The following is a 12,843-nucleotide window of genomic DNA, read 5'->3' as shown; positions in this document are numbered from 1 at the left end:
TATAATAGAGCAATGAAATTTACGATCTACAAAAAACTGGACCAAATAAATCAGTGGCGGATGCATAAGATTTCCAACCGGAACTTTATGATTATCCTGGCTTTCGTTGTGGGCGTTATTGGTGGTTTGGCGGCCGCACTGTTGAAGGGCTTGACCCACTTTATAGCATCAACTTTGCAGAATGATATAGATTGGCATTTTAAGTATTCGTTTTATTTGATTTTGCCTTTGTTTGGAATTTTGTTTAGTGTGATCTACGTGCGTAAGTTTTTGCGCGGCAAACGCTTGGAGCATGGTATTACGCCGATTATCTATTCCATTTCTAGGAAATCCAGTAGGATAGAGCCGCACAACATCTATTCGCAGATTGTTACTAGTGCGATAACGGTTGGATTTGGCGGGTCGTGCGGATTGGAGGCGCCGATAGCTTACAGTGGATCGGCGATAGGTTCGAATACCGGTCGCTTTTTTGGGTTGCAGTACAAGGAGATAACCATGTTGCTGGCCTGCGGAGCGGCGGCGGGTATTTCCGGTGCGTTCAACAGTCCGATTGCAGGGATGATCTTTGCGATCGAGATCTTGTTGCCCGAGTTTTCCATTCCGGCCTTTATTCCTTTGCTGATATCGGCTGCTTTGGCATCTGTCGTCTCGCGATTGCTTTACAGTGAACCTCTTTTCCATACGGCCACAACCGAATGGGAAGTGGAAGCACTCTTTTTCTATATCGTCTTAGCTGTAATCGTGGGGCTGTATACGGTCTACTTCGCGAAAATTAGTAATGTTGTAAAACGTTGGTTTGGGCGTATTTCCAATCCTTACAATAAAGTGTGGTTCAGTGGGATATCATTGGGTTTAATGATTTTCGTATTTCCCGCTTTGTATGGAGAGGGCTATATCACCATACAGCAGATTTTGGATGGAAAATTCGATGCTATCGTACAGAATAGTCTGTTTTCGGATTATAAAAATATTGCTTGGGTAGTGATATCCTATACCGTTGTTACGCTTTTCGCGAAATCGTTGGCCTCCTTATTTACCTTAAATGGTGGTGGTAATGGTGGTGTTTTTGGCCCCAGTTTGGTGATGGGAGGGCTCCTTGGTTTTGCCTTTGCCTATGGGATGAACCAAACGGGGTTTGTCATGCTTAACGTGCCCAATTTTGTGATGGCCGGTATGGCTGGTGCTTTAGCCGGGATTATGCATGCGCCGCTCACGGGGTTATTTCTTATTGCAGAGATTACGGGTGGCTACACCTTGATGGTGCCGTTGATGCTGGTTACGTCGATATCTTATCTCATTAATCGGTCTATATTGAAGCACTCTATCTACACAAAGGTTTTGGCGGAGTCGGGTGACTTATTATCTTATGAAGATAAAGATCGCACAGTGCTGAGTATGATGAAGCTCCGTTATGTACTGGAGACGAATTTTGTTGTCTTGCGGCCTACAGAAACACCTCATGACCGAAAGTCCGATATTATCCATTCTAAGCGGAATATTTTTCCTGTAGTGGATGAAAAGGGCGTCTTGCTCGGTACTATTTATAGTGAATACTTGTTTTCGGTGTTGCTGGGCGAGGAGGAAGGTGTTGAAAAGACCTTTGATAAGCTGGCGCAGAAACCCAATGATGTTATTCAAGAAAGGGAAAATATGGAGATTGTGATGTCCAAGATGAATAGAGATGATGTATGGATATTACCTGTGGTGGATGAAAGCAATCGCTATCTTGGATTTGTTTCGAAATCCAGTGTATTCAATAAGTATCGGGCGCTGCTAGTGCGACAGGGACATTATCTAGAGTAACCAATCATGGCCATGCTTATCCGCGCATGGCCATAATTTTTGATACATATTTACCAACAATATCGAATTCCAGATTGACGCTGTCACCGACCTTGGTATGTTGAAGGTTGGTATGTTCGATGGTGTAAGGGATAATTGCCACAGCAAAACTGTTGTTTGTCGAGTTTAATACGGTAAGGCTAATACCATTTACGGTGATCGACCCTTTTTCCACAGTAATATTTTGCTGTGTAGGGTCGTATTCAAATGTGAACAACCAGCTTCCATGTTGATCCTCTTTTGCTGTGCAAATAGCTGTTTGATCCACGTGTCCTTGAACGATGTGTCCATCAAAGCGTCCATTTGCTAAGGTACAGCGTTCTATATTCACTAGATCACCGACCTTTAGTGTTCCTAAGTTCGACTTTGTCAATGTTTCTTGGATGGCCGTAACTTGGTGGCTATCGGCCTGTACGTTGACCACAGTAAGACATACGCCGTTGTGCGACACACTTTGATCAATTTTCAGTTCTTTCGATAGGGACGAGGTAATAAAGAAATGAATGTTGCTTTGATCGTGCTCGACTTTTGTTACGGTACCTAAGGTTTCAATAATTCCAGTAAACATAGTTTTATCTGCTTTTTTACAAAGGTAAAGAACGGCTTTCAAAAAAAATAGTTGAAAAAATTTGTAAAGTGTAAAAAATACACTAATTTTGTTCTATCATAATTTAGGTTTATAATTGGTTATTTAAGGTTTTCATTCTCCCCGTTTGAAAACCTTTTTTTTGTATCTGATAATCAGCTATTTAAGTCGAGAAATAAAAAATAAATCACTATTTAAACAAAAAAGTTTGTGAGTTACAAATATTATGCTGTACCTTTGTCTTAGGTTTAGGTTGATTACCTCCTAACGGAGGTTATATTTTAAAGCCTGGGAAATCGCCCGATTATTCCAGGCTTTTTCTTTTTTTTGTAAGGCCGATATGGTTTTTTCGTAATTTTTTAAATTTATCTCATGAAAATCAGTTTGTTGTGTATTGGTAAAACGGATGATGGCTTCGTCAGAAGTGGTATCGACACCTATTTAAAACGGTTGAAGCACTACATTAATTTTGAGATTATCCTTATTCCAGATATTAAGAACTCGAAAAATTTGAGTCAAGAACAGCAGAAGGATAAAGAAGGGGAATTGATTTTAAAGCAAGTTTCAAATACCGATCTGTTGATTTTGTTGGATGAGCGCGGAAAAGAGTACCGTTCGGTAGATTTTTCTCGGTTTTTGGAGAAAAAAATGGTGGATTCTGTGAGCCATATGGTTTTCGTGATCGGAGGCCCATATGGTTTTTCCGATGCGGTGTACCGAAGGGCAGGCCAACAGCTGTCACTTTCCAAGATGACATTTTCGCACCAGATGATCCGGTTGTTTTTTGTGGAGCAGGTATATCGGGCATTTACCATTATGCGTGGAGGACCCTATCATCACGAATAAAAACTTTTATGTAAATTAGCCTGTTCGATCATCATAGTAAAAAAGGAGGTTATCATGGATATGAACAAGTTTAAGCGAGAGTACAAATTTAAAAGTGAAGATTCTTACAATGATTCGAGACGAAACAAGACCTTGATTATTTCCTGTATTGTCATCATCATCGTTCTCTATTATTTAACGAAGTATATCTAGCTAAGGCTTTATAATGGCCATTCAGTAGGCCGTTCGCATTCTTCTGAAGCCAGCGGCCTACTTGTTTACTATATTTTTGAACACCTTCCAAGCCATTTTATCCGTTTTGAATGTCAATTCATCCTCCTCCAACTGATTGAGCTGCACAAAACGAAATACTTCGACTTTTTCTTGCTGTTTTTCATTTGAAAAATCAAAAGGACTCACCTTAACGTCGAATTGAATGTTCTCTAGCGGACGAACTTGGTAATATATGGAGATGATTTGGCTCTCGTTAAAGCTTGATTTTTCGTAGAAATCGGTGGTGTAGATATGCTGTACAACTTCAATACGGAGATCGCATTCTTCCAGAAATTCTCTTTTTAGCGCGTCGATCAATCCTTCTCCATATTCCAATCCTCCGCCAGGAAACTTGGTGAAGGCTACATTTTGCGTTTTTTCGTCGCTAATCAGCACTTCATTGTTGTCATTAAGCAAGATGCCGTAAACGCGGACGTTAAATAAATACATTACCTTTTTCTCTTATTTTATTCCATATAAGGAATACTTTAATCCTGTTAATTATAAAGGCATAAAGCCGTTTTCAATAGACATCTCGTCCACACCGAAGAAACTATAGTGTTTCGGTAAAAACCAACGTATGCTGCTCATGATCTGTTCGAAATCTTTTTCATGGGCAAATTGTGCCGGTATCATGTTGAAAACGAGATCTTGGGATGCCTTTTCCTCGTCGGTGTAGTTGCGGGCAATAAGCATTACCTTCGGATTTTTTACTCCGGAATGCTGCAGGAATTCGCGTAGATGTTGCCGTAGCACGGCGGGCAAAATGGCTTCCGACGGTTGTCCGACGAGAATGTCTTCGTCTTTTCCTATACTTTGGTATTCTTTAGGGTTGGAAAAAACGCTGTGATCTGTGTAAAATTCGTTATTTGCTTTCAGATTGAGTAAATCTCCGTAGGAGAATACCCAATCTGGTCGGCCAGCTTGCGGATTAATAGCTACACCGAAACCTTGTTCAAGTATTGTATCGAGTTGATGTTGAATCACGATTGCTTGGAAGTTTTCACCCGCACTGATTGTTTCTAGTTGGAAATAGGGGAAATTGTCGTTACTCATGATAACCTCTGGATTGCCAAGTTTGAGATTTGCACCCGCGATGTTGTCCAAGAATTCCTTGCGCCAATGCTGGTCTCGCTGTTCGAATGGCGTACTCATTAAGTTGTTGATAATGATTGTTTTTTCGAGATCGCCGAACGAGCTTTGTGCCATTGTATTCCTATTTTCCGTGTTACTCATCCTGTTTTTTTTCTAAAAAGAGCCTAAAAGTAATGATAATTGCTGTAAACAAAAATTTTCGTTGGCCAATTTTGAATGGCGATGTTTGCTGAGGGGCAAGTGAGCAAGCATTTGTCAATACGATCTATCATCGCATTTTATAAAGTTGACAAAATATCGTAATTTGTAGCAGATTGTGGGTCATGGGCTTGCCGTTGACAGTGGGGGAAGAATTGGGAATAACAGGTATATTTTACTACTTTTGTTAAAACCACCGGTTTCAATATGTCAAATATTACGATGAACATAAACAGTGATTTCGAAACAGCGAAGATTAGCTTTAATGATTTTCGTGAAATCATTCTGAACGACTACCGCTTAGCCATGGAAAGTAGATTTGTGAGTTTACTTGGGCGCAAAGAGGTGTTGACAGGTAAAGCTAAATTTGGAATATTTGGCGATGGGAAAGAGATTGCCCAGATTGCGCTGGCGAAGGTTTTTCAAGCGGGAGACTGGCGATCTGGCTATTATAGGGATCAAACTTTCGCGTTCGCTTCAGGCATATCCAACGTTTACCATTTCTTTTCACAGCTATATGCCAACCCGGATTTGGAAGCCGACATATCGTCGGGCGGCAGGCAGATGAACTGTCATTTCTCGACACAGCTTTTGGACTCTTCGGGGAATTGGTTGAACCAAACGTTACAGAAAAATTCAGCTTCCGATATATCAACCACTGGTGGGCAAATGTCTCGTGTGATGGGGCTGGGGCTTGCCTCCAAGCTGTATCGCGATAACCGAAATTTAGACTATTTAACCTACTTTTCCCAAAAGGGAGATGAGGTTGTTTTCTGTACTATTGGCAATGCTTCGACTTCGGAAGGTGTTTTCTGGGAAACGGTTAATGCAGCTGCTGTAAAGCAGATTCCAGTAGTGATATCGATATGGGATGACGGCTATGGTATATCTGTGCCGAACGAGATACAAACGGCTAAGGCCGACATATCAGAGGCTTTGCGAGGTTTTCAGCGCAACGGCGATGGCAATGGAATCGAAATTTTCAGGGTACGGGGCTGGGATTATCCGGCGTTGTGCGAAGTATATGAGCAGGCTGCACGGGTGGCTCGTGAGCAGCACATACCTTGTGTTGTTCATGTAACAGAAATCACCCAACCACAGGGGCATTCTACTTCGGGATCTCACGAGCGTTATAAATCGAAAGAGCGGTTGGAATGGGAGGGTGATTTTGACTGCAATGTGAAAATGCGCCATTGGATGTTGCAATCTGGAATTGCGCAAGAGGATGAGTTGTTGGCTATAGAGCAGGAGTCGAAAGATTTTGTGCGCGATGAGCAACGTCGCGCTTGGGCGGACTACCATAAAACTATTCAAAAGGATCTGGATGAAGCCATTGGGCTTTTACGTCAGTTAGACGAGGAGGCGGTAGAGCTTCCTTTGCGTACTTTGCAGTCATTGGCAGAGCCTTCGTTAAAAGAAGTGTATAGCAACGTGCGCCGGGCTATCCGGGATTTACGAACAGTGAAGTCTGTCAAGAAAGACGCATTGTTGCAGTGGTTTGCCAGTAAGCAGGAAAAGAATTACGATCGCTACAATGATAAATTGTTTACAGACACCCAAGATTCGCCACTGCAGGTAGATGCTGTCGCGGCGTCATATGATGGTGATGGGCATTTGGTTGATGGGCGGGAGGTATTGAACGCCTGTTTCGAAGCTAATTTTAAGCGGGATGAGCGCATTTTGGCTTTTGGTGAAGATGTTGGGAAGATTGGCGATGTTAACCAAGGTTTTGCAGGATTGCAAGATAAATTTGGTGAATTACGGGTTTTCGATACTGGGATTCGGGAGTCAGCCATTATCGGCAAAGGTATAGGGCTGGCGTTGCGCGGTTTGCGGCCGATAGCGGAGATACAATACCTCGACTACTTGATTTACGCGATGCCTGTTTTGAGTGATGATTTAGCCAGCCTGAGTTACCGAACAAAAGGAACACAAAAGTCGCCGGTGATTATTCGTACACGCGGCCACCGGTTGGAAGGCGTATGGCATTCTGGTTCTCCGATGACGGTCCTGCTGGGGGGCTTGCGTGGGCTGCACCTATGTGTTCCACGTAACATGACACAAGCGGCGGGTATGTACAACACGCTGTTGCGTTCGGATGAGCCTGCAGTGGTTGTTGAATGTTTGAATGGATATAGGCTCAAAGAGAAGATGCCGGTTAATGTGGGTGATTTTACGGTTCCTATTGGTGTGGCCGAATTGATCCGCACGGGGAAAGATATTACCGTTGTTTCCTATGGTGCGACGCTTCGCGTGGTACAGGAGGCTTCCATCGAGTTGGAAAAGATGGGGATTTCTATCGAGATTATTGACGCACAGTGCTTGCAACCGTTCGATCGGACGCACCTGTGTGGGAAGTCACTCGCTAAAACAAATAAACTGCTGGTGGTGGACGAAGATATGCCTGGTGGGGCAAGTGCCTTTATTTTGCAGGAAATTATTGAAAAACAAAATGGCTACTTCAATTTGGATGGACAGCCGCGCACACTATCGGCTAAAGCTCATCGTCCGCCTTATGGCTCCGACGGAGATTATTTTACCAAGCCATCAGTGGATGACGTGATTGAACTGGCTTACGAAATGATGAGTGAATATAACAGTGTAGAATATCCTAAGCTGTATTAAGCATAGGATATTCTACGAAGTTTTTTAGTTGGAAAATAAGGAAGCTGCACCGATAATGGCAGCTTTTTCTGCGTATTGGCCGGTGTATATCTCAAATTTCTCGGCAATTTTATCGTTATATTGGTTGATGACATCCCATGCATTGGCAATGTTACCGCCAATAATGAAGGTGTTGCTGTCATGCTTTTCCGCGAAAAAAGATAGAAAATCGTATAGCGCCGTGCTGTATTCCTGCATCAACTGGTCAAAGGCGGGGGTGTCCCTGTATTTGCTGATGATATCTTTAAAACCATCTTCCTGTATACCGCTCAACGCTGCAAAACGTTTAGTAAACCAGCGTGTAACTAGGTATTCTTCAAAGATATCCGATCGGTAAGGAGCATTCCAAAGGTCGGCATCAAAAGCCTTATCACCTTTGTTCCATACCGCAGATCCAAGACCGGTTCCCAGCGTGATGCCCAAAATCCGATCCTTGTGCTGCAGATTGCCCGCAAAAATCTCTCCTTGCAGAAAGGCCGCGGCGTCATTTATAAACCGAATATCTTTTTCTGTATTTAAGCTGTCCAAGATGCCATTTGTTACACTCACTTGGTATAGTGCATCGTATTTATCCTGATTTTTCATCAGCGATATTCCATTCTCGTAATCAAACGGTCCCGGCATGGCGATTCCCACTTTTGAGATAGCGCTATTGCAACTTTCTATCGCTTTCGAGATGGAAGAGCACCATGATAAGAAAATCGATTTAGCATCTGACCTTGAATTTACATGGCATCTAGAGATCGTATCCTCTAGAATTTGCCATGTATTGATGTCGACAACAGCAGACGTGATATGTGTCCCACCTATATCCGAAGCTACCACGAAATTACTGTTCATTCTTATATGCTCTAAATCTTAAAAAATGGTCTGCTAAAACTAATGCGGTCATCGCTTCGACGATGATTACCGCTCGGGATACCACGCAAGGATCGTGTCTTCCTTTTCCGGAGATGCTGGTGTTTTCGCCAGCTTCGTTTATGGTATCTTGGTCGCGCATGATGGTTGCAACCGGTTTGAAAGCTGTTCGAAAAGTAATATCCATTCCGTTTGAGATACCTCCCTGTATTCCTCCGGAGAAATTGGTACGGGTACTTACTTTATCGCCTTCTTTGATGAAAATATCGTTATGTTCGGATCCGCGCATCGCTGATCCACTAAATCCGGATCCGTATTCAAAGCCGTGGACCGCATTGATGCTCATCATAGCTTTTGCCAAGTCTGCGTGCAATTTGTCAAATACCGGCTCGCCGAGTCCCACCGGTACATTGCGCACTACGGTAGCAATTTTTCCGCCAATGGTATCGCCATCTTTGCGTACGCTGTCGATGAGCTCAATCATTTCGTTGGCCGTCGCGGGATCTGCACAACGTGCGATATTTTCTTCTCGGAGCGCAAGTAATGCGTCGAGGTCGCTATGATCCAGATTTGGTGATTCTATTGTTCCAACGGCGGATACATGGGCAAAGATCGCGATGCCATGCTTCTTCAGGAATAGCTTGGCCACTGCTCCGGCGGCTACGCGCGCCGCAGTTTCCCTTGCCGAAGAGCGTCCTCCACCTCGGAAATCGCGAATGCCATATTTTTGTTGATAGGTATAGTCGGCATGCGAGGGACGATATTTATCGGCAATGTGCGAATAATCCTTCGACCGCTGGTCTTTATTAGGTATAAGTATGGCTATAGGCGTGCCCGTAGACTTTCCTTCGAATACGCCGGAAAGAATTTGCGCAACGTCACTTTCTTTACGTTGTGTGGTAATTTTGGACTGTCCGGGCTTCCGCTTGTCCAGCTCTGATTGGATGAATTCTTCGTCTATTTCAATATTAGGGGGACATCCATCTATAATAACACCTATCGCTTTTCCATGGGATTCGCCAAAGGTGCTGATTTTAAACAGATGGCCAAATGAGTTTCCAGCCATATTTTTTTAATATTTGGTAAATATACCAAATCAGCAATAAGAAGGAACTATTATTGCTGATTTAGTGTAATTATTTACGGATTTGAAAGCCTTGTTGTTCCAAATGTACCCAATAGTCTGGATAGGATTTTTCAACCACTTGTGGCTCGTTGATGCTTACTTCCTTGAAAACCAAAGCTAATGGGGCAAAGGCCATAGCCATGCGGTGATCTTCGTAGGTGTCAAATGTAATATGTTCAACGGGCTGTACGACCTCGGTTTTTATATGGTAAGTATTGTTGTCTGCTACTATAGTGGCACCGAATTTCTCGATTTCCGTTTTGAGCGCGGCCAAGCGGTCTGTTTCTTTGATTTTAAGCGTTTCCACGCCCGTGATGGAAATGTCCCTTTTTAGCGCAGCAGCTAGAGCCACGATGGTTTGTGCTAAATCGGGGCATTCTTTGAAGTCGAAAAGCTGCTTGTCGGTTCCTTGGCTGACTTTTGCAATGTGGAGGCCGTCTTCTTGGAAGGAACTGGCCACACCGAAATGCGTCATGATATCGACGATGGCGATGTCTCCTTGTAGGCTGTGTGCCTTGAGTCCTGGTAATACAATCGCTCCGTCTTCCGAAAGGGCAACGATGGCGTACCAGTAGGAGGCAGCGCTCCAGTCGGGTTCCACAAAAATAGTGGTCGGCTTGAATGTTTGTGCCTTGATCTCGATGGAATTATCATTCCATGTGTAGTTTACTCCAGCTTCCTGCAGCATGTTCAAGGTCATCGTAACGTATGGCCTTGATGTCAATTCTCCTTGAATGTCGAGGATAAGGCCGTTGTTTAAGGATGCCGCGACAAGGAGCAGGGAAGAAATGTACTGACTACTGATGTTTCCTTGGATGGAAACACAGTTTTTTGTCAGCCTGAGCCCGCCATTTATGCTTAGGGGAGGGTATCCATCCTGTTTGGCGTAATCAATTTGTGCTCCTAGCGTGTGCAGGGCATCCACCAAGATGCCAATGGGACGCTGTTGCATACGCGCTGTGCCGGTCAACAAAAATTGGCCTTTTACTAGATTTAAGTAGGATGTTAGAAAACGCATGGCTGTTCCAGCAGGGCCAATATCGATCGTCGTAGTGGTTTGCGCGCTGCTCGCCGCAGCTTGCTGCAGTGCGTTCTGCATAATGACGGTATCTGCTGCTGCGGAAAGGTTTTCGACCGTTACCAATCCTTTGCTGAGTGCCTGTATAATAAGAGCACGGTTGCTCTCTGATTTAGAACCAGTAAGTTGAACCGTGCCTTGTACTTTTTTTGAAGAATGGGAGAGCTTAATTGTGGATAAACTCATTATGCCTCCGCTATAGAATTCGTATTCATGATCTCATTTTGTTTGCGAATAGACTCGTTGTGTAGCAATTCCAGGTACTTCGATGCGAAATCTTCGCTCAAAGAAAGTGCTTTCGCAAGCTGCACACGTTTCTGCACAATCTCGTCCCAACGATTTACTTGAAGGATCGTGACGTTATTGTCGCGTTTGTACTGGCCAATTTTCTCCGCTATTTTCATGCGGTCACCGATCTGTTGTAAGATAGCATCATCCAATTTGTCAATTTGCTGACGTAATTCGGCTAATTTATCTTCAAAAGCAGGGTTGTTGGATTCAGGATGACGAACCGAAAGGTTGTCTAAAAGTTCTGCTAGTGACGCAGGCGTTACCTGTTGCTTTGCATCGGTCCATGCTACCGAAGGATCAATATGGGACTCGATAATCAAGCCTTGCAAATCCATATCCATTGCTTTTTGCGCAATGTAAGGGATCAATTCTCTATTTCCACAGATATGGCTAGGATCATTGATGATAGGTAATTCTGGACAAGCTGATTTCAATTGGATGGCCAAATCCCACATCGGTTCGTTGCGGAAAGCTGTTTTCTCGAAAGAAGAGAAACCGCGGTGGATGGCTGCTAATTTCTTGATTCCGGCACGGTTTACGCGCTCCAAGGCTCCAATCCAAAGTGAAAGATCAGGGTTTACCGGATTTTTGATCAATACAGGGATATCCACACCAACAAGGGCATCCGCAATTTCCTGCACGGTGAACGGATTTGCAGTAGACCGTGCGCCGATCCACAATACATCAACACCTGCAGCCAATGCTTCTTCGACATGTTTAGCCGTAGCAACTTCAGTAGCTGTCAATAAGCCTGTTTCTTCTTTGGCGCGTTTTAACCATTGTAAGCCTACGCTACCAATGCCTTCAAATTCTCCTGGTCTTGTACGCGGCTTCCAGATACCAGCTCTCAATACGTTTACTTTACCCGTGTTGGCAAGTAGATGTGCTGTTGAAACCACTTGTTCTTCGGTTTCTGCACTACAAGGACCCGCAATGATTAAAGGTTTGTCGCCTGTATCTATCCAAGATTTTAAAGGGACGATGTCTAATGTATGTTTCATGTTCTCTATTATTTTCGTTTGCTAATTAATTATACTTTTTCGTTTTTAATGTATTCTCCCATGATGTTGAAGTTCACGGTATGCTTCAGTACTTTACGGATGGCGGCGTCATAATCGCTCTGTTTTTTCCATTCTACGTCGACATAAAAATCATATTCATTCCTTTTGCCTACAACGGGCATAGACTGAATCTTGCTCAAGTTTACATGCTGCTCGGCAAAACATTGTAGGACATTCGCCAAGGAGCCCACTGCATTTCCCGTTTGGAAAGATAGCGACGCTTTATTGGCATTTTTTTGTTCCACAACTTCGTTGGCCAAGATCAAAAAGCGCGTTGCGTTCTTTTTGTTTGTCTCAATACGTTTTTCCAATATTTCCAACCCATAGAGCTTAGCCGCCATGGCGCTGGCTATAGCAGCGGTGTTCTTTAACTTGTTGTCTGCGATATTTTTTGCACAAGCGGCGGTATCCATACCTTCTTTTATTGTCCAGTCAGGGAAGTCGCTTAGAAACTCATCACACTGACGGATAGCTATAGGGTGCGATTCCACGAACTTCAGGTCTGTAAGTTTAACGCCAGGGTAGACCAATAGGTTCTGTTGGATGTTAAGGTGCACCTCGCCGATAATGTGAAAACGGTAATCGCGCAACAAATTGTAGTTAGGAAGTATACTTCCAGCGATAGAGTTTTCGATGGCCATAACGACGTAGTCCGCTTTTCCTTGCTTTAACATGTCACAAGTTTTTTTGAAGGACTCACATTCAAGGGTTTCAATCTCCTCGCCGAAATATTTAAAAGCAGCTTCTTCATGGAAAGAAGCCTTTACGCCCTGTATTGCAATTTTTGTTTTCATTGATTTTTTTGGAATAAAAAAAAAGTCCCGAATTGTTATCCGAGACTTTTTTTGCTTATTTCGCAGCAACATACAAATCTCGGCTCTTATCCTTAAAATAAAAGTATCCAAAATAAAAATATGTATTTGCTGTTGTCATTGTCTCTTTTTTG

General features: G+C 43.4%; 12 protein-coding genes. 4 read left to right on the top strand and 8 right to left on the bottom strand.

Features of this window, described 5'->3' with window-relative positions:
* Window positions 1-60: 60 nt before the first annotated feature.
* Entirely contained in the window at window positions 61-1,803 is a 1,743-nt protein-coding gene (locus SCB77_RS04970) for a chloride channel protein (protein ID WP_320185328.1), read from the top strand.
* Between the two features lie 16 nt (window positions 1,804-1,819).
* On the opposite strand, the gene SCB77_RS04965 is transcribed toward SCB77_RS04970, so the two are convergent.
* Window positions 1,820-2,410: a riboflavin synthase gene (locus SCB77_RS04965; protein ID WP_320185327.1), complete on the bottom strand. Its 591-nt coding sequence runs from the start codon at window positions 2,408-2,410 to the stop codon at window positions 1,820-1,822.
* Between the two features lie 390 nt (window positions 2,411-2,800).
* Here SCB77_RS04965 and rlmH point away from each other — a divergent pair, with 390 nt between their 5' ends.
* Both rlmH and SCB77_RS04955 read left to right on the top strand, forming a co-directional pair.
* On the top strand, window positions 2,801-3,274 hold the full coding sequence (rlmH, locus tag SCB77_RS04960) for a 23S rRNA (pseudouridine(1915)-N(3))-methyltransferase RlmH (RefSeq protein WP_320185326.1): 474 nt from the start codon (window positions 2,801-2,803) through the stop codon (window positions 3,272-3,274).
* A gap of 54 nt (window positions 3,275-3,328) precedes the next feature.
* Window positions 3,329-3,466 carry a hypothetical protein gene (locus SCB77_RS04955; RefSeq protein WP_320185325.1) on the top strand — a complete coding sequence of 46 codons (138 nt, stop codon included), beginning with the start codon at window positions 3,329-3,331 and terminating at the stop codon, window positions 3,464-3,466.
* Window positions 3,467-3,523: 57 nt separating this feature from the next.
* On the opposite strand, the gene SCB77_RS04950 is transcribed toward SCB77_RS04955, so the two are convergent.
* Both SCB77_RS04950 and SCB77_RS04945 read right to left on the bottom strand, forming a co-directional pair.
* Window positions 3,524-3,976 (bottom strand): NUDIX hydrolase, encoded by a 453-nt coding sequence (locus tag SCB77_RS04950; RefSeq protein WP_320185324.1) that lies wholly within the window; start codon window positions 3,974-3,976, stop codon window positions 3,524-3,526.
* Between the two features lie 51 nt (window positions 3,977-4,027).
* On the bottom strand, window positions 4,028-4,762 hold the full coding sequence (locus SCB77_RS04945; RefSeq protein ID WP_320185323.1) for a hypothetical protein: 735 nt from the start codon (window positions 4,760-4,762) through the stop codon (window positions 4,028-4,030).
* Window positions 4,763-5,026: 264 nt separating this feature from the next.
* Here SCB77_RS04945 and SCB77_RS04940 point away from each other — a divergent pair, with 264 nt between their 5' ends.
* Window positions 5,027-7,444, top strand: a complete 2,418-nt coding sequence (locus tag SCB77_RS04940) for an alpha-ketoacid dehydrogenase subunit alpha/beta (RefSeq protein ID WP_320185322.1) — start codon at window positions 5,027-5,029, stop codon at window positions 7,442-7,444.
* Between the two features lie 24 nt (window positions 7,445-7,468).
* Here SCB77_RS04940 and SCB77_RS04935 read toward each other — a convergent pair whose 3' ends face one another.
* The 5 genes from SCB77_RS04935 to SCB77_RS04915 all read right to left on the bottom strand — a co-directional run bounded on the left by SCB77_RS04935 (window position 7,469) and on the right by SCB77_RS04915 (window position 12,691).
* Window positions 7,469-8,323, bottom strand: a complete 855-nt coding sequence (locus SCB77_RS04935) for an ROK family protein (RefSeq protein ID WP_320185321.1) — start codon at window positions 8,321-8,323, stop codon at window positions 7,469-7,471.
* Complete coding sequence (gene aroC, locus SCB77_RS04930; protein ID WP_320185320.1) at window positions 8,313-9,407, bottom strand: chorismate synthase; 1,095 nt, start codon at window positions 9,405-9,407, stop codon at window positions 8,313-8,315. Before aroC ends, SCB77_RS04935 begins: the two co-directional genes overlap by 11 nt.
* 70 nt (window positions 9,408-9,477) lie before the next feature.
* Entirely contained in the window at window positions 9,478-10,731 is a 1,254-nt protein-coding gene (gene aroA, locus SCB77_RS04925; RefSeq protein ID WP_320185319.1) for a 3-phosphoshikimate 1-carboxyvinyltransferase, read from the bottom strand.
* Window positions 10,731-11,837: a chorismate mutase gene (locus tag SCB77_RS04920; protein ID WP_320185318.1), complete on the bottom strand. Its 1,107-nt coding sequence runs from the start codon at window positions 11,835-11,837 to the stop codon at window positions 10,731-10,733. The genes aroA and SCB77_RS04920 overlap by 1 nt, the downstream gene beginning before the upstream one ends.
* A gap of 29 nt (window positions 11,838-11,866) precedes the next feature.
* On the bottom strand, window positions 11,867-12,691 hold the full coding sequence (locus tag SCB77_RS04915; RefSeq protein ID WP_320185317.1) for a prephenate dehydratase: 825 nt from the start codon (window positions 12,689-12,691) through the stop codon (window positions 11,867-11,869).
* Window positions 12,692-12,843 lie beyond the last annotated feature (152 nt).

This window comes from Sphingobacterium bambusae (genome assembly GCF_033955345.1).
Taxonomy (GTDB): Bacteria; Bacteroidota; Bacteroidia; order Sphingobacteriales; family Sphingobacteriaceae; genus Sphingobacterium; species Sphingobacterium bambusae.
Note: the sequence above shows the minus strand (reverse complement) of the source record. Positions and strands in the feature narration are given on the sequence as shown.

Excerpts from the sequence above, each read along its gene's own strand:
- SCB77_RS04970 (WP_320185328.1), top strand. The coding sequence starts at position 61 with ATGCATAAGATTTCCAACCGGAACTTTATGATTATCCTGGCTTTCGTT.
- SCB77_RS04965 (WP_320185327.1), bottom strand. The coding sequence starts at position 2,410 with ATGTTTACTGGAATTATTGAAACCTTAGGTACCGTAACAAAAGTCGAG.
- rlmH (WP_320185326.1), top strand. The coding sequence starts at position 2,801 with ATGAAAATCAGTTTGTTGTGTATTGGTAAAACGGATGATGGCTTCGTC.
- SCB77_RS04955 (WP_320185325.1), top strand. The coding sequence starts at position 3,329 with ATGGATATGAACAAGTTTAAGCGAGAGTACAAATTTAAAAGTGAAGAT.
- SCB77_RS04950 (WP_320185324.1), bottom strand. The coding sequence starts at position 3,976 with ATGTATTTATTTAACGTCCGCGTTTACGGCATCTTGCTTAATGACAAC.
- SCB77_RS04945 (WP_320185323.1), bottom strand. The coding sequence starts at position 4,762 with ATGAGTAACACGGAAAATAGGAATACAATGGCACAAAGCTCGTTCGGC.
- SCB77_RS04940 (WP_320185322.1), top strand. The coding sequence starts at position 5,027 with ATGTCAAATATTACGATGAACATAAACAGTGATTTCGAAACAGCGAAG.
- SCB77_RS04935 (WP_320185321.1), bottom strand. The coding sequence starts at position 8,323 with ATGAACAGTAATTTCGTGGTAGCTTCGGATATAGGTGGGACACATATC.
- aroC (WP_320185320.1), bottom strand. The coding sequence starts at position 9,407 with ATGGCTGGAAACTCATTTGGCCATCTGTTTAAAATCAGCACCTTTGGC.
- aroA (WP_320185319.1), bottom strand. The coding sequence starts at position 10,731 with ATGAGTTTATCCACAATTAAGCTCTCCCATTCTTCAAAAAAAGTACAA.
- SCB77_RS04920 (WP_320185318.1), bottom strand. The coding sequence starts at position 11,837 with ATGAAACATACATTAGACATCGTCCCTTTAAAATCTTGGATAGATACA.
- SCB77_RS04915 (WP_320185317.1), bottom strand. The coding sequence starts at position 12,691 with ATGAAAACAAAAATTGCAATACAGGGCGTAAAGGCTTCTTTCCATGAA.